20 protein-coding genes are annotated in these 19,212 nt (G+C 65.1%); 9 read left to right on the forward strand and 11 right to left on the reverse strand.

Annotation, left to right across the window (positions count from 1 at the left end):
* The first annotated feature begins 79 nt into the window (after window positions 1-79).
* Entirely contained in the window at window positions 80-1,012 is a 933-nt protein-coding gene (locus tag KDC96_RS07670) for a sterol desaturase family protein (RefSeq protein WP_212452027.1), read from the forward strand.
* 164 nt (window positions 1,013-1,176) lie between these two features.
* Window positions 1,177-1,704: a histidine phosphatase family protein gene (locus tag KDC96_RS07675; RefSeq protein ID WP_212452029.1), complete on the forward strand. Its 528-nt coding sequence runs from the start codon at window positions 1,177-1,179 to the stop codon at window positions 1,702-1,704.
* Here KDC96_RS07675 and soxR read toward each other — a convergent pair.
* Window positions 1,701-2,165, reverse strand: a complete 465-nt coding sequence (gene soxR / locus KDC96_RS07680; RefSeq protein WP_212452030.1) for a redox-sensitive transcriptional activator SoxR — start codon at window positions 2,163-2,165, stop codon at window positions 1,701-1,703. The two genes, KDC96_RS07675 and soxR, sit on opposite strands and share 4 nt — an antisense overlap.
* A gap of 112 nt (window positions 2,166-2,277) precedes the next feature.
* Here soxR and KDC96_RS07685 point away from each other — a divergent pair, with 112 nt between their 5' ends.
* Window positions 2,278-2,682: a VOC family protein gene (locus tag KDC96_RS07685; RefSeq protein WP_212452032.1), complete on the forward strand. Its 405-nt coding sequence runs from the start codon at window positions 2,278-2,280 to the stop codon at window positions 2,680-2,682.
* A gap of 49 nt (window positions 2,683-2,731) precedes the next feature.
* On the opposite strand, the gene KDC96_RS07690 is transcribed toward KDC96_RS07685, so the two are convergent.
* Genes KDC96_RS07690 through KDC96_RS07700 form a run of 3 tightly spaced genes read right to left on the reverse strand, consistent with a single transcriptional unit; the run spans window position 2,732 to window position 4,646 of the window.
* Window positions 2,732-3,361, reverse strand: a complete 630-nt coding sequence (locus KDC96_RS07690; RefSeq protein WP_212452034.1) for an SOS response-associated peptidase — start codon at window positions 3,359-3,361, stop codon at window positions 2,732-2,734.
* A complete protein-coding gene (ubiA, locus tag KDC96_RS07695; RefSeq protein WP_212452036.1) occupies window positions 3,361-4,263 on the reverse strand; it encodes a 4-hydroxybenzoate octaprenyltransferase in 903 nt (300 codons plus the stop codon). Before ubiA ends, KDC96_RS07690 begins: the two co-directional genes overlap by 1 nt.
* Window positions 4,260-4,646, reverse strand: a complete 387-nt coding sequence (locus KDC96_RS07700) for a hypothetical protein (protein ID WP_212452038.1) — start codon at window positions 4,644-4,646, stop codon at window positions 4,260-4,262. The genes ubiA and KDC96_RS07700 overlap by 4 nt, the downstream gene beginning before the upstream one ends.
* 120 nt (window positions 4,647-4,766) lie before the next feature.
* Here KDC96_RS07700 and KDC96_RS07705 point away from each other — a divergent pair, with 120 nt between their 5' ends.
* The 3 genes from KDC96_RS07705 to KDC96_RS07715 all read left to right on the forward strand — a co-directional run bounded on the left by KDC96_RS07705 (window position 4,767) and on the right by KDC96_RS07715 (window position 7,301).
* Window positions 4,767-5,513, forward strand: a complete 747-nt coding sequence (locus tag KDC96_RS07705) for a 16S rRNA (uracil(1498)-N(3))-methyltransferase (protein ID WP_212452504.1) — start codon at window positions 4,767-4,769, stop codon at window positions 5,511-5,513.
* Window positions 5,514-5,608: 95 nt separating this feature from the next.
* Complete coding sequence (locus KDC96_RS07710) at window positions 5,609-6,982, forward strand: glutamate--cysteine ligase (RefSeq protein ID WP_212452040.1); 1,374 nt, start codon at window positions 5,609-5,611, stop codon at window positions 6,980-6,982.
* Between the two features lie 16 nt (window positions 6,983-6,998).
* Window positions 6,999-7,301 carry a putative quinol monooxygenase gene (locus tag KDC96_RS07715; RefSeq protein WP_212452042.1) on the forward strand — a complete coding sequence of 101 codons (303 nt, stop codon included), beginning with the start codon at window positions 6,999-7,001 and terminating at the stop codon, window positions 7,299-7,301.
* Between the two features lie 3 nt (window positions 7,302-7,304).
* Here the strand turns inward: KDC96_RS07715 and KDC96_RS07720 are convergent, their stop codons facing one another.
* The 5 genes from KDC96_RS07720 to KDC96_RS07740 form a co-directional block, all read right to left on the reverse strand.
* Window positions 7,305-8,702, reverse strand: a complete 1,398-nt coding sequence (locus KDC96_RS07720) for an isoprenylcysteine carboxylmethyltransferase family protein (protein ID WP_212452044.1) — start codon at window positions 8,700-8,702, stop codon at window positions 7,305-7,307.
* 113 nt (window positions 8,703-8,815) lie between these two features.
* On the reverse strand, window positions 8,816-10,162 hold the full coding sequence (locus KDC96_RS07725; RefSeq protein ID WP_212452506.1) for a PQQ-binding-like beta-propeller repeat protein: 1,347 nt from the start codon (window positions 10,160-10,162) through the stop codon (window positions 8,816-8,818).
* Window positions 10,163-10,202: 40 nt separating this feature from the next.
* Entirely contained in the window at window positions 10,203-11,006 is an 804-nt protein-coding gene (locus tag KDC96_RS07730) for a tetratricopeptide repeat protein (protein WP_249171974.1), read from the reverse strand.
* A gap of 144 nt (window positions 11,007-11,150) precedes the next feature.
* Complete coding sequence (locus KDC96_RS07735) at window positions 11,151-12,293, reverse strand: glycosyltransferase family 4 protein (protein WP_212452046.1); 1,143 nt, start codon at window positions 12,291-12,293, stop codon at window positions 11,151-11,153.
* The gene (locus KDC96_RS07740) at window positions 12,290-13,156 is read right to left on the reverse strand and encodes an alpha/beta fold hydrolase (RefSeq protein ID WP_212452048.1); all 867 of its coding nucleotides are present in this window, start codon (window positions 13,154-13,156) and stop codon (window positions 12,290-12,292) included. The genes KDC96_RS07735 and KDC96_RS07740 overlap by 4 nt, the downstream gene beginning before the upstream one ends.
* 74 nt (window positions 13,157-13,230) lie before the next feature.
* Between KDC96_RS07740 and KDC96_RS07745 the strand changes: the two genes are divergently transcribed.
* Both KDC96_RS07745 and astD read left to right on the forward strand, forming a co-directional pair.
* Window positions 13,231-14,649: a protein adenylyltransferase SelO gene (locus KDC96_RS07745; RefSeq protein ID WP_212452051.1), complete on the forward strand. Its 1,419-nt coding sequence runs from the start codon at window positions 13,231-13,233 to the stop codon at window positions 14,647-14,649.
* A 94-nt stretch (window positions 14,650-14,743) separates the two neighbouring features.
* Window positions 14,744-16,168: a succinylglutamate-semialdehyde dehydrogenase gene (gene astD / locus KDC96_RS07750; protein ID WP_212452054.1), complete on the forward strand. Its 1,425-nt coding sequence runs from the start codon at window positions 14,744-14,746 to the stop codon at window positions 16,166-16,168.
* Between the two features lies 1 nt (window position 16,169).
* On the opposite strand, the gene KDC96_RS07755 is transcribed toward astD, so the two are convergent.
* Window positions 16,170-16,892: a hypothetical protein gene (locus tag KDC96_RS07755; RefSeq protein WP_212452056.1), complete on the reverse strand. Its 723-nt coding sequence runs from the start codon at window positions 16,890-16,892 to the stop codon at window positions 16,170-16,172.
* A 327-nt stretch (window positions 16,893-17,219) separates the two neighbouring features.
* Between KDC96_RS07755 and rarD the strand changes: the two genes are divergently transcribed.
* Complete coding sequence (rarD, locus tag KDC96_RS07760) at window positions 17,220-18,146, forward strand: EamA family transporter RarD (protein ID WP_212452058.1); 927 nt, start codon at window positions 17,220-17,222, stop codon at window positions 18,144-18,146.
* Here rarD and pyrC read toward each other — a convergent pair.
* Entirely contained in the window at window positions 18,143-19,180 is a 1,038-nt protein-coding gene (gene pyrC / locus KDC96_RS07765; RefSeq protein WP_212452060.1) for a dihydroorotase, read from the reverse strand. The genes rarD and pyrC overlap by 4 nt on opposite strands.
* Window positions 19,181-19,212: the final 32 nt, after the last annotated feature.

The following is a 19,212-nucleotide window of genomic DNA, read 5'->3' on the forward strand; positions in this document are numbered from 1 at the left end:
ACCGGCTTTCTTCGCCAGTGAGAGGAAATCCGGAGCGCGCCGGTGCACCTAGGTTTCCGTCAGATCGATGGAGAGCCCCATGACCCTACTATCCACCCCGCCAGCCACCGGCGACCCCACCCTGACCTATGCCCTGGGCAAGGTCGGCGATCATTTCCTCGACGTGATGTATTTCGATCTCGGTCGCTATCTGATCGCCGCCGGAGTCCTCACCGCGATCCTGCTGGTGTTCCGCCGCTGGGCAGGCCATCGCCGCATCCAGCAGAAGAACGCGCAGGGATCGGATTATCGCCGCGAGATCCTGTCCTCGCTGCGCACGGTGTTCGTGTTCGGGGTCACCACCCTGACCACCTTGCTCGGCAAGGAACTCGGGATCATCAAGCTCGAACTGGAAACGACCACGCTCCTGACGCTGATCTGGCAAACCGCGCTGATCATCGTCGTGCACGATGCCTATTTCTACTGGATACACCGCGCGATGCACACCAGGCGGCTGTTCCGGGCGACGCACCTGCACCACCACAAGTCGCGCACCCCCACCCCGTGGGCAGCCTACAGCTTCTCGACCTGGGAAGCCGTGTTCGAAGCCGCCTTCATGCCGCTGTTCCTGCTGATCACCAGCCTGATGGGCGTCGCCTATGCCGGGTTAGCGGTGTTCCTGTTCCTGTGGCACATGATCATCCGCAACGTGATGGCGCATGCCGGGCACGAACTGTTTCCGGCAGGCTGGGTCGACAATCCGCTGACCGACTGGATCAGCACCACCACCCATCACGACCTGCACCATTCGGACCGCCACAATTTCGGGTTCTACTTCACCTGGTGGGACCGGTGGATGGGCACCGAGCATCCGCGCTACAAGGAGGAATTCCGCAAGCACGCCAAGCCCCTGCGCATGCCGGGCATTCCGGGATCGGTCGCGGAACGTGTGTCGGTGATCGCCATGGCCGTCTTCGCCACGTCGATCGCGCTGGCAGGACCGTTCACCGGGATCGAGACAGGAATGCTCTGACTCCACCCTTCCCCAGCGACCGGCGCGCTCCTCGTGCCGGTCATGCGGCAGTCTCGCCAGCGCGAGGCTGCCGCATTGGCTTTACAGACCGGGGGTTATCGTGCTGAGAGCAACCGCGCGGCGCTGGTCGCTGCGGTGGGATCGAGCAGGAGAAGTGGCGCGTCATGAAAATCCTCGGATTGCTGAGGCACGCCAAATCGGACTGGGACGATTCGTCGACGCGCGATTTCGACCGTGGGCTCAACGATCGCGGTCGCAGGGGCGCGGCGCTGATCGGCAAGCACATCGCCGATCATGGCATCGAGTGGGGCGCGCTGATCGCCAGCCCTGCGGTGCGGGTGAAGCTCACGCTCGAAGAGGCACTCCCGGACGCTGAACCGGTGTTTGACGACCGGCTTTATCTCGCCAGTTCGGACACGATCCTCGAAGTGGTCGAAAGCCAGGGGGGCGATCACGATGCGGTGCTGATCGCGGGTCACAATCCTGGCCTTCAGGACGTATTGCTGGAACTGGTTTCGCCGGCCCACGAGAACGATCTGTTTCACGAAGCGAAGGTCAAGTTCCCGACCGCGACCTTCGCGGTGATCGAATGCGACATCGACGACTGGAGCGAGCTCAAGAATTTCGTCGGCAAGCTGGTGCACTTCGCCCGACCGCGCGATCTCGATCCGGAGCTCGGGCCGGAATACTAGGCCACTTCGGGCGGCAGCATCACGCGCGGGCCTGCGCCCTTTTCGCCCCAGCGATCGCCCGCGTTGTAGAGCGCGCACTTCTTCAGGCTCAGGCACCCGCACCCGATACACCCGTCGAGATCCTCGCGGATTTTCGCGAGCGCGGCGATCCTTGCGTCGATACGCTTGCGGATGACGCTGCTGATCCTCTTCCAGTCGCGCGCATTCGGGGTGCGCCCATGCGGCAATTGCGCCAGCTGCTCACGGATTTCGCCGAGCGTCAGGCCGAGCTGCTGCGCGATCATGATGAAGCTGACCCGGCGAATGTCCGAACGCAGGAAACGTCGCTGATTACCGCCGGTGCGAACCGGCTCGATCAGGCGCTTGTCCTCGTAAAACCGGATCGCCGACACGGCGAGCCCGGTGCGTCGCGCCATTTCGCCGATCGGGATCAGGTCGTTCCTGTGCGGTCTTGCGGTCATGTTGCACCCACTTTCGGAATAAGCTTGACCTCAAGTTAGGTTGAGATTGCACGATTGGCAAACGGGTGATTCGCAAGCGGATCGCCAACCCATGATTACAGGGAGCCGACCAATGCCCAGCGGACAGATCGAACACGCCAACCTTTCCGTCACCCAGCCCGAACGCAGCGCCCAACTGTTCAGGCAACTGTGCGGCTGGGAGGAACGCTGGCGCGGCGAATCGCAGCTGGGCGGCAGGACGATCCATGTCGGCGAACCCGGCAATGGCGCAGGATATCTTGCGCTCTACACCGGCGAGCATTTGACCGGCGACTATGCCAAGGGCCAGCCGCTCAACCATGTCGGCCTGGTGGTCGACGATCTCGACGGGGCCGAAAAGGTGGTGATCGCCGCCGGTCTGGAACCGTTCGGGCACGACGACTACGAGCCGGGCAGGAGGTTCTACTTCTTCGACTGGGACGGGATCGAATTCGAAATCGTCAGCTATCAGAATCGTGGGGCGGGAGAGGCAGCATGAACGAACCGATCCTGCGCGAGCCGATCTTCGGCGACGCTGGCAAACGCCCTCACAGAAGGTTTGTCTGGCTCGCCGCCCCGCGGGTCCACGGCTGGTCGGTGCGGTCGATGCTGATGTCGCCGCTCCACGGCTTGCACAGCGCTTTCGCATCGTCGGGCGATCCCGAAACCCACCCCTCGTAGTCCTCTGGCCGAAGCAGCACGGGCATCCTCGAATGCACGCCCTCCGCGTCCGATCCCTTGCTGTCGGTCATGACCATTGAATAGCATGTCCCGAATTCGTCCGATTCCCGCCAGACGCCCGCTGCGGCGAACAGCTCGGCGTCGGGCAGCGACAGCCAGGTGCGGGTCTTGCTCCCCTTCGGCCCCTGCGCCTCCGCCCACGCGCTCACCGGGATCAGGCAGCGGCGTTCCTCGAACGAATAGCGCCAGAAGAAACTATCGAGCTTGTCGGTGCGGGCATTGTTGACCGGCTTGGGCTTCAAGGGCTGGCCGCTCTTGCCCTTCATCACCAGCGGAAACCCCCAGGTCATCTGCCTGATCTCGCCGCCAGCGACGACCAGACCCGGATAGCCGGGATAGACTTCTTCGCCGAAATTCGCCCCGCCCAACGCTTCGATCGCGTCAAACCACCTGGCGACCTCGTCCTTTGCCTTGGTCATGCGGTAAAGGTTGCACATCAGGCATTCCCCACGGTGAAACAGGCCAGCGCCATCAGCGCCCCGGCCCAGCGGTTCGAGCGGAAGCGGGTGAGCGGGTTGTCCGGATCTTCGGGGTCGAGCGTGGCGACCTGCCACAGCAGGTGCAGCGCGACCGGCAGCAGCGCAAGCAGCGCCAGCCAGTCCTCGCGGAACAGCCAGAAGCCCAATCCCCACAGCCCGATCGTGGCGGCGTAGAACCCGGCGACCCCGGCCTGCACCTTGCCCCCCATCCGCAACGCCGAGGACTTCACGCCGACCAGCGCATCGTCCTCGCGGTCCTGCAGCGCGTAGATCGTGTCGTAGCCGATCACCCACGCGATGCACCCGGCATAGAGCACCGCGAGCGCGTCCCAATTGTCGAACCGCAGCTGCGTCCAGCCGACCAGCAGACCCCAGTTGAACACCATGCCGAGCCACGCCTGCGGCCACCAGGTGATGCGCTTCATGAAGGGATAAGCGGCGACCAGCGCGAGGCTGGCGAGCGCGACCAGTTGTGCCTCCCAGCGCAATTGCAGCAGCACCAAGAGCCCGATCAGGCAGAGGAAGACCAGCCAGCCCCACGCGACCTTCTTCGACACTCGCCCGCTTGCGACCGGGCGCGCTGCGGTGCGCGCAACCTTGGCGTCGAGGTCCGCGTCGACGATGTCGTTGTACACGCACCCCGCCCCGCGCATCGCGATCGCGCCCAGCAAGAGCCAGCCGAGCAGCGCCCACTGGAACCCGGCGCCGGTCAGCCAGACGCCGAACACGCACGGCCAGAACAGCAGCCACCAGCCGATCGGCCGGTCGAACCGCGCCAGCTGCGCCAAATCGCGCGGCAGCTGCGGCAGGCGCTCGATCAAGCCGCGGTGCTCGGTGTCGGGGACGATCTGCTCGGTCATGCGCGCGACTCTTCAGCCTTGGCGGCGCGCCAGCCGATCACGGCCAGCACCAGCATCACGGTGTTCCCGGCAAAGTCGATCATTCCATAGGAGGTGAGCACCGGCACTTCGAAATGGAAATACCAGTTGAAGACGAAGAACGGCAGCAACAGGGCTGCGAAGACCAGGAATGCGGTCGCCCGCCATCGCACCACCAGCGCCATGATACCGAACAGCACCGCCTGCGCTCCGAAACCCGCCATGATGAAGCGGTTGGTGTAGGTGTTGGCGCGATAGGGCTCGGTGAAACCAAGCTCGATCACGTTGCCGGGTGCCAACAGCGCCCATCCGCCAAGGATCAGGAATACCGCAGCTATTCCGAATTGTGCAGCGCGCGCAGTCATACGAGCCGACTAACCTATTTCGTCACCCCCGCGAAGGCGGAGGTCCAGCTTTCTTGCCCGCCACGGTTGAAAAACAGCTCGATTCCCGCTTTCGCGGAAATGACGAGAATGGAGATCGAATTGCCCGCAACACCCGCCTGGCCTCCGAAAAGCGCACCGCGCCTGTTCGTCGAGGAAGAACTGGGCCAAGGCCGGACCTTCGCGCTCGAGGGCAGCCATGCGCACTATCTCGGCAAGGTGATGCGCGTGCGCGAGGGCGACACGATCATCGTTTGCGACAATATCACCGGCGAATGGGCGGCACGCGTCGGGCAGGTCGACAAGCGCCGGGTCGATGTGACCGTGACCGAACGCCTGCGCGAGCGCGAGGAGGTGCCCGACCTGTGGCTCTGCCCCGCCCTGCTCAAGAAGGACCGCTTCGACCTGGTGCTCGAAAAGGCGACCGAACTTGGCGTCGCGCGCATCCAGCCGGTCGTCACCCGCCGCTGCGTCGCCGACAAGCTCAATCTCGACCGCGCCCGCACGATCACCACCGAGGCCGCCGAGCAATGCGCCCGCACCGCACTTCCCGAACTGGGCGAGCCGGTGAAGCTGGAGGCCTTGCTTCGCGATTGGCCGCAGGACCGCGCCCTGTTGTTTGCCGACGAACAGGGCGGTGAGGCCGCCGCCGACGCCTTCACGGTGCATTCTGGCCCCGCCGCACTTCTGATCGGCCCCGAGGGCGGGTTCGACGATGCCGAGCGCGAGGCGATCCGCGCCCATCCGCAGGCTCGCGCCATCACTCTCGGCCCGCGCATCCTGCGCGGCGAAACCGCTGCGATTGCAGCGCTTTCGGTGTGGATGGCCACCGCCGGCGACTGGTCCTGACAATTTTGTCCTGGCTGCAAAAAACGCAATTTGCCCTTCCCACGCCGAATTCGGTTTCGTAGGGCAACCGGTACCAGAGGAAAGGGTTTGCCCGTATGAGTACGCGCGAGGCATCGACAGCCGACGATCCGGTCATCGATAGCCGTGATCAGTTGATCGCCCCGATGCGGGGCGGCGAGAAGCCCAAGTCCGACTGGCGGATCGGGACCGAACACGAAAAGCTGGTCTACAAGAAGGCCGATCGCCGCGCGCCGTCCTATGACGAGCCCTGCGGAATCCGCGACCTGTTGATGAACCTGACCGAATTCGGCTGGGAGCCGGTCGAGGAAGGGGGCAAGGTCATCGCCATGCGGGGCGCGGACGGCACCGTCAGCCTCGAACCCGCCGGGCAGCTGGAGCTTTCGGGCGCCCCGCTCGAAACCCTGCACGAGACCTGCAACGAGACCGGGCGCCACCTGGCGCAGGTCAAGCAGGTCGGCGAGCGCTGCGGGGTCGGCTATCTCGGCCTCGGCATGTGGCCCGACAAGACCCGCGAAGACCTGCCGATCATGCCCAAGGGCCGGTATGAGATCATGCGGCGTCACATGCCGCGGGTCGGCAATCTCGGGCTCGACATGATGCTGCGGACCTGCACGATCCAGGTCAATCTCGATTATTCGTCCGAAGCCGACATGGTGCAGAAATTCCGTGTCGGGCTGGCGTTGCAACCGCTTGCGACGGCGCTGTTTGCCAACTCGCCCTTCACCGAGGGCAAGCCCAACGGCTACCTCTCCTACCGCTCGCATATCTGGTCCGACACCGATCCGCACCGGACGGGCATGCTGCCGTTCGTGTTTGAGGACGGCTTCGGCTACGAGCGCTGGGCCGACTACATCCTCGACGTGCCGATGTATTTCGTGTTCCGCGACGGGAAATACATCGACGCGGCTGGGCTCAGCTTTCGCGACTTCCTCGACGGCAAACTGTCCGTTCTGCCCGGCGAGCGCCCCACGGCGAGCGACTGGTGGGACCACCTTTCGACCGCGTTCCCCGAAGTGCGGCTCAAGAGCTTCCTCGAAATGCGCGGGGCGGACGGCGGGCCGTGGAGCCGGATCTGCGCGCTGCCCGCCCTGTGGGTCGGCCTGCTCTACGACAGCCAAGCGCTCGATGCCGCGTGGGACCTCGTCAAGGACTGGTCGATGGAGGAGCGCGAGCGGCTGCGCAACGAAGTGCCCCGGCTGGCGCTGGAAACGAAGCTGCCGGGCGGCAGCGGGACGCTGCAGGACCTTGGCAAGGATGTGCTCAAGATCGCGCATGCCGGGCTCGCCGCACGCGGCCGGCTCAGCGTCAGCGGCGACAACGAAACCGGCTATCTCGAAACGCTCGAGGAAATCGTCGCGACCGGCAAGGTCCCCGCGCAGCGCCTGCTCGATGCCTATTACGGCGAATGGGGCGAAGACGTGAGCAAGGTCTACAAGTATTCATTCTAGGAAGGGGCGGTCCATCATGCTGATCGTGCTGGCGAAAGCAAAACTTGGCGCAGGCGCACTCGAAGCCGGGCGCGCGGCGTTCACGGCGATGATCGAAGCGTCGCGAGCCGAAGAAGGCTGCATCGAATACGCCTATTCGGTCGACGTGCTCGACCCCGCAACGCTCAACATCGTCGAAAAATGGGTCGACGAGGCCGCACTCACCTTCCACTTCCAGACCCCGCACATGGCGGCGTTCCAGAAGGCGCTGGGTTCGCTCGATGTGACGGTGGTCGAAGCGCTCAAGTTCCAGGCGGACGACGGCGCGCCGCTGTTGTAGCTGCTATTCGGCGGGCTCCGCCACCGGCCCGCGCCCAGCCCCACTCCCGCGCCGCATGATCCGTCGTTTCAGGCGGACAAGCGGCGCCGTGATCACGCCGTGCTGGTCCATCCAGTCGTAATATTCGCGATATTTCGGATCTTCTGCGAGCAGGTGCGCTTCCTCGGTCCGCGCGCGCCAGTAATAGATCGCGTTGACCAGCAACAGGAAAAAGCTGTTGCGGATCGCATCGGCGGGAGAGCCGTTGGTCACCAGGAACGGCATCACCGAACACCACCAGAACAGGTTCTTCGACAGGTAGGCCGGGTGCCGGGTGAAGCGATACGGCCCGTTGGTCAGCACGCCGCGATAGGTGAGGTTGGAAAAGCGGATGCCGAACGCCACCGTCGCCCAGGCGTAGACGCCGGTGAGGAACACCAGCCAGCCCGCCCATAGCCACAGGGCGGCATCGTTGCCCGCCAGCCAGTGCCCCCATCCCGCGACATTGCTTTCGTAGCTCAGGATCTGGTTGTTGCTGCCGATCAGGCCCCACACGAACGGCGGGTAGCATAGCAACGCCGCCAGCCAGCCGCCCAGAAACGGGTTGCCGCTGCGAATATGCGCATCGAGCGGGCGCAGCGTGAACAGGTATCCGACCGTGCCGATCTGTACGTCGATCACGAACAGCAACGTGATCAGCAGCACCCCGATTGCGACCGGGTTGGAGATGATCTCGGCCGGGTTCGCCTCGACGATCTCGGCAAAGCCCGGCGGCAGGATCGAGATCATGAACGCGCCGAAAAAGCCCTTGATGATCCACGCGCGCCAGTGCTTCCTGATCTTCCCGGCGTCCCATTCCCCGCGCCCGATCATCATCGCGCCGAAATGCCAGGTCGCATCGCGCGGCTCGATCATGAAGCGGTCGAGCCAGATCACATAGGGCACCGACAGCACCACCATCGGCAACAGTGCGACGGTGAGCACCTCCATCGCGAACAGGTATTGCCCGTCCCAGTACCAGCGGCACAGCCCGTACAGCGCGGCGAGGATCGCCCAGGTCGACCACAGACCCGCGATCTTCACCGTCGATACCGGTACGATCTCGGATATTGTGCGCTTCAGGCTCCAGTCGAGCCCGGTCGAGGGCCGCAGATGCACCCGGTCGACCAGCACCGACCAGATCGCCATCGGCCCGGCCGTGAAGAGCATCGCCGCAAGCGCGGCATAGGGTCCCGACAGCACGCCCCGCCCGGACGACAGCGGGCCGCTCAGACCCAGCGCATCGGCGATCGCGGGATAGGCGCGGCAGAACAATATCCAAGCGAACAGGCCCAGCAGCCCGGCGAGGCCTACGCCTGCCGAAACGTCGCTGGGTGGCGGTGCGGGTTTGGCACCGGTCGCGGATCGTGAGGTCGCGCTCATTGCCCTTCGCCCTTAGCGGCAAAGGGTTAACAACGCGGGTGGATTATCCGGGCGGTCCCTTCCGGGAACAGCGCCGGTCCAATCGTTAACGGCGGGCGGTCGTCACCGGCAGTCTATCGCCAGGCGTGGATCGTTCCGCTGTCGTCGAGAATGTAGAGATAACCGTCGGCCACCACGGGCGGCAGGCTGACCGGCTGGTCGATATCGGCGAACAGCTGCGCCGACCCTTCGCCCACGCTCAGCTTCCACACTTCGCCGCGCGAGCTCGCGACCCACAGGTGGTTGCCCGCCAGGACCGGTCCGGTCCAGAAAATCGGGCCTTCCTTGTCCTTTTCATCGCGCCAGCGCTGCAATTGCGTGATCCAGCGCACCCGGCCGGTCGAGCGCGCAATCGCCAGCATCCGGGCGTCGTCGGTAAGCGTGAAGATCCACTCGCCCGCAATCGCCGGAGTCGAGATGCCCGCGAGGTTGAGCTCCCAGATGCGCTGTCCGGTGACCAGCTCGTAGGCTGCCATGCGTCCGCCCTGACCGAGCGCGTAGACCCGCCCCGAATCGATGATCGGATCGGCATCGATATCGGTCAGCGAACTCACCTGGGTCGAAATGTTGGTACGCGCCAGCGCGTCCGACCACAGGGTGCGCCCGTTTTCATAGCGATAGGCGGACAGTTCACCGCTCGAATAGCCGGCGATCACCGTCCCCTGACCGGCCGCAGGTGCGGCCACGCCGAACACCCCCGATTGCGTCGCGGAACCCGATTCGTCCCACATCAGGCTGCCGTCGCTGATATCGAGCGCGATGATCTGGTTGTCCTGCGTCATCACGAACAGCTGACCGAACGCGATCGTCGGCGATCCGCGCAGCGGCCCGGATGGCTTCACCTGCCAGATGATGGAACCCGTGTCCGCGTCGAGCGCCTTGACCTCGCCCGCGCCATTGGTGGCGTAGAGCTTGCCGTCGTTGTAGCTCACCCCGCCGCCGAACGCCGACGGGCGCATGTCGGCGTCCATATCGACATCGACGCTCCAGATCCGGGACCCGTTGTTCTTGTCGAACGCCTGAATCGCACCGTCCGACCCGACCGCGAACAGCTTGTCGCCGCCGATCACCGGCGTTGCGGCAAGACGCGCGCGATCGCTCGATCCCTCGACCCGCGCAGTCCACACCCTGGCGGGAGTCTCGGACAGCTGGAGATGGCCATAGGATTTGCTGGCCGATCCGCCGACCTGCGCCCATTCGGCATTCGCCGCTGCCGGGGGCAGCACCACGCTCACCCCGGCCAGCGTGGGATCAACCACCGTTCCGCTTTCGATCCGCGACAGGATCGGCATGCGGTCGCCAACCGTGGGCGTGGTCTTCTTGCCGCCGCCGAACAGTCCCCCGCCGCTGCAGGCGGTCAGCGTGGCGGCCAGCATCCCGGCGATCAGAGCGGTCTTCGTGGCATTCCAGTACATCGTCATACGTCCGTCCAAGTCATTTCCGGTGCTGCATTTGCGCATGCTACTGCGCGGCAATTGGCCCCTCGCCGTCCCTGTCGGCAGGGAGCACGCCCTCGTCTTCGAGCAGTTGCTCGACATCCTCGATCGCATCGACCCCAAGCAATCCGGCCATCTGGCGCGCCCGGGTTCGCAGCGTGTTCGGCACGTCTTCGTCCTTGGCGATCGCCGCGAACATCGCCCCGGCTTCTCTGCGGTTGCCGGATTCGAGATGCGCGATGGCGGTCAGTTCGCCCGCGCTGCCGAAAAAGGCGTTGCCGGGCACGGCCAGGTCCTTGAGCTTGGCGATCACATCGGCGGGCTTGCGCGTGTCGAAATTGGTCGCGACTTCGCGAATTCGGGCGAGATCCCGCAAGGCCGGGGGTGCGTCGGGATCGTCGGCGACCTGCTTGTAGAGCGCGACCGCCTCGTCGAACTTGCCCTGCTCCAGCGCCGCTCCAGCCTTGAGGAAGCGAGCCGATGTGCGCGCGCCCGGCGAACCGGAATCGAGCAGCGGATCGACTTTCTTTGCCGCCGCATCGAATTCGCCCGCCTGGGTCGAATCGAGCGCGCTGACGATCGTTTCGGATTCGGCTTCGAGCGCAGCCTCGTTGCGGCTGTCCCAGAACAGGTAGCCGCCAAACCCGACCAGCACGATCGCCAGCAGCCCGGCAATGGCGACGCCGTATTTCTTGGCGAACTGCTCGACATCGTCCTTGCGCACCGCCTCGTCGATTTCGCGCATGAGGATTTCGTCCTCGGCGGACGCGGCACTGTCCTTGGACTTGTTCTTGTCGGCTTTGTTCGGGTCGGTCGGGTTGAGCGCCACGGGGCTCTGATCCTCATCCTGATTTCGGTTCGGGCGTGCTTTAGGCAGGAGCGCTGCCTTCCGCAATGCCGCGCACGCACAGGCCCAGACCCTCTCCCCGGCGAGATGCCGTCGGTAAGTTGAACCACCAATGAAGCGATGTCGTCAGATTTCCCGGCCGAGCGCATCGGAATACAGCGCCCGGTAACGGGCGATCATCGCCGCCTTATCGAAGTGTTCGGTCGCCCTGATGCGGTTGGCAGCACCGACATCACGTCGCACAGCCGCGTCACCGGCCAGTTCCTCCAGCATCGAAGCCAGGGCGAGCGCGCTGTCCGGAACCGCGATGAATGGTCGGTTTGCCTCGGACACCATCGCCTTGATATCGCCGACGTCGGGCGCGACCACCGGAAGGCCGGCGGCCATCGCTTCCACCACCGAAAGCGGAAACTGTTCGGATTTCGAAGACAGGGCAAAAATATCGAACAGGCCGATGACCCGCGCGGGATCGTTCACGACCCCCGGCAGATGGACACGGTGACTGATGTCGGCGGCCACCGCCCGTTCGCGGATCGCGTCCCGTTCCGGCCCTTCGCCGAGGATCACGAGGTGCCAGCTCTCGGGCAGGCCGGCGCACGCTTCGACCAGCATCGGCAACTGCTTGACCGGGCGCAGTCCCGCAAGCGTTCCGATCCAGAACTCGCCTGCGCGCTTGATGACTCGCAAGGCGCCCGGCTCCGGCTCGCGTCCGAACCGCGTGATATCGATCCCGTTGGGTATGCGTTTGATCCGCTCGGGCGGCTGTTTCCAGCGAGTCAGCGCAATCCGCTCCAGCAGGCGGCTCGGCACGACCAGCGAGGTCGCACCGGTCAGCGCGATCCGGCGATACACGTTTCGGCGCAGCTTGAGCTCGCCTGCCTCGTCCTCGTTGAAGCCGTCCTCGTGATGGATCAGCGGGGCGAGCCCGAACTGCTTGCCGAACACCGTATGCGCCATGACCACGTCCATCGCGCCCCAATTGTAGGTCAGGATCAGGTCGAACGGCTTGAGCGCTTCCGCGATCCTGACCAGTCGCCCGGGCGTCGGCAACCCCTTGAGCGCTGGGAAATCCTGCGGAAAGCGTACATCCACCGCGCGGTCGATGTATTCGCGCGCGCCCGTTTCGCCCGGCGTGCCCGAAATCACTGTGTGGTGGAGCGCCGGGCCGAAAGCGTTCATCAGCTGCACCGCGCGCAGCTCCTTTCCGCCAGCCGAAAAGGTCGAATGGCAGTGCAGGACCCTGGGCGGACCGCCGGAACCGTCGCTCATTCGATACCCGCCAGCAGGGCGTCGATCGCGGCGCGCGCTTCGGGTTCGTCGAGGGTCGGCGCATGGCCCACGCGTGGCACGGTGACGGTCCGCATCGCGGGATTGATCGCTTCCATCCGTTCGACCGTTTGCGCCGAGATCAGGTCGGACAATTCGCCCCGCACCAGCACCATCGGCACATCGCGCAGCGCCTCGAACGCCTGCCACAGATTGGCAGGAGCGGCGTTGCCGGGCTTCGCGAACGGCTCGGCGATTGCCATGTCGTAATCGTAGCTGATCCGCCCGTTCTGGCTCACCACCAGCGTGCGCTTGGCCATTTCGAGCCATTTTTCGAGGTCGTAATCGGGAAACGCCGCGCCGTGTACTTCGCTGAGCGATCGCGCGGCATGGATCCAGGTCGGGTAGCTGCGTCCCTGACCGACATAGCCCGATATCCGCTCGACCCCGGATGCCTCGACTTCCGGCCCGATATCGTTGAGCACGCAGGCGGCAATCCGCCCCGGCTTGGCGTGCGCCAGCAACAGCGTCATCAGCCCGCCCATGGAGGTGCCGATCGAAATGAACCGTTCGATACCTTCTTCCGCCAACAGCGTTTCGACGTCGGCGACATAGGTCAGCGGGTTGTACGTGTCCGAATCGGGTGCGTAATCGCTCATCCCGCGGCCGCGCATTTCGGGCACGATGACACGGCGCGTTGCGCTGATGTGCGCGCCGAGATCGGCGAAGTCGCGCGAATTTCGGGTCAGACCATGCATGCAGATAACCGGCGGACCGGAATAGCTCTCCGGCCCTCGGTAATCGCGGTAATGCAAGGTCAGCCCGTCGCTGCTGGTCCAGCTGCGGTCTTGGTACAAAGTGGCCATAAAGGGCGACATTCCCCCGGAATTGCTTGGCGCGCACGCTTGCAGCACACGCCGCTTGCCCCCAATATCGCGAGATGCGCCCCGAACCGCAAGCTGCTCGATACCGCCCCGATCCGGCGATTGCGGAAATTGCCGATTGGCTGGGCGATCCGGTGGCCGCTGCCGATTTCCCCGAAACCCGCCTGCGTTTCCGCAATGATCGCGCGGCTGCCAGCATCGGGCTCGATGGCCTGAGCGACAATGGCTGGACCGCGCATTTCGGCCGCTTCGAACCGCTCGACGGCAATCTGCCGCAACCGCTCGCCCTGAAATACCACGGGCACCAGTTCCGCGTTTACAATCCCGAGATCGGCGACGGGCGCGGATTCCTGTTTGCGCAGCTGCGCGATTCGGACGACCGCCTGCTCGACCTCGGTACCAAGGGTTCGGGCCAGACGCCTTACAGCCGCGCGGGCGACGGGCGGCTGACCCTGAAAGGTGCGGTTCGCGAAATCCTCGCGACCGAGATGCTCGAAGCGCTGGGCGTCAACACCTCCAGGACTTTATCGGTGATCGAGACCGGCGAGGAACTGATGCGGGACGACGAGCCATCGCCCACCCGCTCGGCGGTGATGGTGCGCCTCTCGCACTCGCACATCCGCATCGGCACGTTCCAGCGCCTGCTCGCGTTCGAGGAACGCGATCATATGGCGGCTCTGGTCGACTATTGTCTCGCCCACTTCCCCGGCCCGCAACCGCCCGAGGATGCCCCGGGACGTGACGAACCGGCGGTCATCCTGATGCATCAGGTGGTCGAACGGATGGCCGATCTCGCCGCCAGCTACATGGTCGCAGGCTTCGTCCACGGCGTGCTCAATACCGACAACATGAACATCACCGGCGAAAGCTTCGATTACGGACCGTGGCGCTGGCTGCCGACATGGGATCCCGGCTTCACCGCCGCCTATTTCGACCATGCCGGGCTCTACGCCTTTGGTCGCCAGCCTGAGGCATTGCACTGGAATTGCGGGCAATTCGCCGTAGCGCTGCGATTGCTCGCGGAAACCGAACCGCTGGTCGCAGCGCTCGATCGATTCGGCGAACTCTACATGGCCGCGATCGCGCGCCGGTGGTGCTGGCGGCTTGGTGTTGTGCCCAAAGGAATCGAGGCGGACGCGGCCATGATCTCTGGCTGCGAAAAGCATATGCGGGAGACCGGCGAGGGTCCCGACGCGTTCTTCTTCGCCCATCGCGGCACGCGCGGAGCCAAGGGGGAAATCGGGGCGATGCTGCGCGATTACGACCCTGTCGACACGTCGCACGATTACTGGGCGGACTCTGCCCCGCAATCGCTGCTGATCGACGAAGTCGAAGCGATCTGGTCGGAGATCGATCGCGCTGATGACTGGTCGCCCCTGCATGACAAGGTTGCGGCCCTGCGTCGCGTGGGCGAAGCACTTGGGCCGCCGCCGGAGCCCTCGGGTCATGCACAACCCAATGAATGCGGGGGATAATTGCGCAACCCGGCGACTGCGCGAATTCCGTGGCAGCGCCTTAGCCCTAGCTTTTCGGCAAATGCGCGACTAACTCCGCGCCAAAGACCAGAACATGACAGAGACCGCTGCCGACACCACCCTGATTTCCTATGCTCCTGCGACCGGCGAAGAGCTGTGGCGCGGGGAGCATGGCGACGTGGGCGAAGCGGTCAGCCGGGCGCGGCGCGCCTGGCCCGAATGGGCCGCAAGATCGCTGACCAACCGGATCGAACTGGCCCGCCGCTTCGCCAACCAGGTGCGCAAGGCGGCCGATGAACTGGCGGAACTGATCGCCAGGGAAACCGGCAAGCCGCTGTGGGAAGCGCGGACCGAGGTCGAAGCGGTTGTCAACAAGGTCGAGATTTCGGTCCAGGCCTATGCCGAACGGACCGGCAAGAAGAAACTCGACAGCGCGCTGCAGGGAACCGCGGCCGTCCGGCACAAGCCGCATGGCGTGATGGCGGTGCTGGGGCCGTACAACTTCCCCGTCCACCTGCCCAACGGCCACATCGTCCCGGCGCTGATCGCGGGCAACACGATCCTGTTCAAACCCTCCGAAAAGACTCCAGCGGTCGGAGCGAAGCTGGTCGAATGCTTCCACCGCTGCGGCATTCCGAAGGACGTGGTCCAGATCGTGATCGGCGGCCCGCAGGAGGGCAAGGACCTGGTCGCACACCCCGGCGTGGACGGCGTGCTGTTCACCGGCTCGGCACAGGCGGGGATCGCGATCAACCGCAAGCTCGCCGCCAACCCGGGCAAGATCGTCGCGCTCGAGATGGGGGGCAACAACCCGATCGTGGTGATCGACACGCCCAAGGTCGAAGACGCGGCGGTGCTGATCGTGCAGAGCGCCTTCACCACCGCGGGCCAGCGCTGCACGGCGGCGCGGCGGCTGATCGTCAAGGACAGCATGCACGATGCGCTGCTGGCAGAGCTGATCCCGCTGACCAAGAAATTGCTGGTCGGCGGACCGATGGACGAACCGCCGCCGTTCATGGGCCCGGTGATCGACAACGACACCGCCGACAAGCTCGGCGAGAGCTTTCTCGAACTGGTCACCGCAGGCGGCAAGCCGCTGGTGCACATGCGCCGCCCGGACCCGGACAAGCCGTTTCTGACGCCCGGCATCGTCGACACGACCGATATCGAGGATCGACCCGATATCGAGCTGTTCGGACCGGTGCTGCAGGTGATCCGGGTGCCGGATCTGGATGCCGGAATCGCCGAAGCGAACAACACCCGGTTCGGTCTCTCGGCTTCGCTGATCGGCGGGACGCCCGACGATTACGCGCGGTTCTGGGCCAATATCCGCGCCGGGATCATCAACTGGAACCGCCCGACCAACGGGGCCTCTTCGGCCGCGCCATTCGGCGGGATCGGGCTATCGGGCAACCACCGACCGGCCGCCTACTACGCGGCGGATTACTGCGCCTATCCGGTCGCCAGCACCGAAATGGATCAGCCGCGCGCCAATATCGGCGTCGGGCTGAAGGAATAGTTCACCGCTTCCAGTACACCAGATCGACCGCGTTCAGCCCGTTCGGACCGGGGCGCGCGTGGACGAAGAACTGTTCATCGCCGCGCGAGCCGCGCAGGCTCGGTCCGGGCTGCGCATAACGCACCGTGCGCAACTGCGCGCGTGCGGCGCGGTTGAAATGGTATTCGAGCGCGTCCTCGATGGTTGCCGCAGTGAGATAGCGCACCACCCTGACGCTGCACCCGCCGGTATCGCTCCCGGCAGCCTGCTGCACCATACCGTGCGGCATGATCTGCGCGGCAGCCGGCATGCGCGCAGTCCAGGAAAAACCCTGTTCCAGCCGCGCAGCACATTCGCGCGGTCCGCCAAGCGTCCGGATCATCGCCTCGGCCGATCGTGCCGTGGCCAGCGCCGCGCTGCCGTCTCCGTTCGGCGCATCGGGCAGCGGCAGGATTTCGCCCCCGTCGAGCAGTTCCAGCCGGGCCTCTTCGCGAGCCCGCTGGTCGGCGCCATCGCCTGCGACAAGCGGGGGCAGCGCGTGGTCGTGCCGGATGGTGATCGCCGCATTCGCCTCGTTGCGATAGGCCAGATCGGGATCGACCATCAGCGGATCGTAAAGCGCCCGTGCGAGCACCGGATCGGCGCTGAGTTCCGCATCGCTTGCGGGCGATGCGCGGTCTTCGCCGCACGCGGCAAGCGCGAGCAGCGACAGTGGCAGCAGGCTACGAAACGGACGGGACGCCATGCCAGCGTCTATGCGGGCGGTTTGGTTAATTTTCCCCGAGCGGAGGCAAAAACGCTCCCGTGTCACGTTGGACACAGGAGCGCTTTCCGCGACTGGTGGCAGCCGCGCCCGGGTCATTGGTGGGAATGACCCAAGCCGTGGGGATCGGGCCGCGCAGGGGAGAAGGACGCGACCCTTTCGATTCGGTCATTCATCTTTAGGGGTCTTTAGCTGAACGCCCTGCAATCGGAGGCGAAAGGAACCGTTAAGCAAAACCGGCATCGTAGGCTGATCGAGACGCGATGCAGGCTTGCCCACGGTGCTCGCCGGCCCTAGTGCGCTGACCCGATGGCACGCTCCGCCGCTCCTTCGCCCGCGGCAGCGGACGCCCGGCCTTCGGGCCTTCCCGCTGCGCTGGGCGCGTACATCATCTGGGGTTTCCTGCCGCTCTACCTGTTGCTGGTCACGAGCGTGCCGCCGATCGAATTCGTCGGCTGGCGGATCATCTGGACCTTGCCGTTCTGCCTCGTGATCGTGGCGCTGCGCCGCCAGTTCCCTGCGCTGCGGGAAGCCTTGTCGAACCGGCGGACGATGCTGATGCTGCTGGCGAGCGCGATCCTCATCGCGATCAACTGGTTCGTCTATATCTGGGCGATCATGCAGCAGCAGGTCTACGCCGCCAGCCTGGGATACTATCTCAATCCGTTGCTCAACGTGCTGCTGGGCACGCTGCTGCTGGGCGAAAAGCTGTCGAAATGGCAATGGCTGGCGGTCGCGATTGCGGGTCTGGCGGTGGCACTGCTTGCGGCCGAAGCGGTAACGACACTGTGGATCAGCCTCACGCTGGCTTTCAGCTTCGCGCTCTATGGCATTGTTCGCAAACAGGTTGCGGTGGGATCACTCCCGGGATTGACGATCGAGAGCACGATCCTGCTGCTGCCCGCGATCGGCATCGTCGCGTGGTATGCGCAAACCCCGGCGGGGCCGGCATTCGGCGCGGACTGGTTCCTGAGCGCCGCGATCGCATTCTCCGGCGTGGTCACCGCCGTCCCGCTGCTGCTGTTTGCGATTGCCGCGCGGAGGATGGATTATTCGACGCTCGGCTTCATCCAGTATCTCGCGCCGACGATCGTATTCCTGCTTGGGCTGACGGTGTTCGAACAGGAGCTGAAAGCGGCACAGCTCGGCAGTTTCGTGCTGATCTGGATCGCGGTGGGAGTGTTCGTCGCCGACCTGTGGTCGCGAACCCGGCGCGCGAAGATCGCCGCGGCCTAGCCCGCCATCCGCCAGCCGAGCGTCTGCCCGGCATGGAACGGCACGATCTCCTCGCCAACCAGCTCGAGCGACTCCGGCACGATCACGCTGCCGCGCTCGAGCGTGATCGCATCCTCGTTGACGGGGAGACCGTAGAAAGCCGGCCCGTGGATCGAGGCGAAGCCTTCGAATGCGTCGAGCGCTTCTTCCTGATCGAACACGGTCAGGTAACTCTCCAGCGCGAAGGGCGCGTTGAAGATCCCGGCACATCCGCACGCGTTTTCCTTGGCGGAGCGCAGGTGCGGCGCCGAATCGGTGCCGAGGAAGAATTTCGCTGATCCCGAGGTCGCCGCGTTGCGCAGCGCCAGCCGGTGCGTCTCGCGCTTGGCGACCGGCAGGCAATAATTGTGCGGCTGGATGCCGCCGACCAGCATCGCATTGCGATTGATGTGGAGATGCTGGGGCGTGATCGTCGCGGCGACGTTCTCCGATGCGCTTTCGACGAAGGCGACCGCATCAGCGGTGGTGATGTGCTCGAACACGACCTTGAGCGCCGGAAACGCGTTCACGATTGCGCGCAGGTGCCGCTCGATAAACTCCGCCTCGCGGTCGAACACGTCGATATCGTGATCGGTCACCTCGCCGTGCACGCACAGCACGATCCCCTCGGCCTCCATCCTCGCCAGCACCGGGTAGATGCGCTCGACATCGCTCACCCCGGCTGCGGAGTTGGTGGTGGCGTTGGCGGGGTAGAGCTTGGCTGCGGTGAATACGCCCGTGGCCGCGCCGCGCACGAGATCGTCCGCATCGGTCGTGTCGGTGAGGTAGCAGGTCATCAGCGGCGTGAAGGACACTCCCTCGGGCACGGCGGCGAGTATGCGCTCGCGATACGCGGCCGCCAGCGCGGACGTGGTAACCGGCGGAGTGAGGTTGGGCATCACGATCGCGCGTCCGAATTGCCGCGCGGTGTAGGGCACCACGCCGCGCATGATATCTCCGTCGCGGAAATGCAGGTGCCAGTCGTCGGGGCGGCGGATCGTGAGAGTGTCGGTCATGCGCGCTCCCTAGTCGGCAACGATAAGGCTTT

Origin of the sequence: Erythrobacter sp. JK5, from assembly GCF_018205975.1 — a bacterium.
GTDB lineage: Bacteria > Pseudomonadota > Alphaproteobacteria > Sphingomonadales > Sphingomonadaceae > Erythrobacter.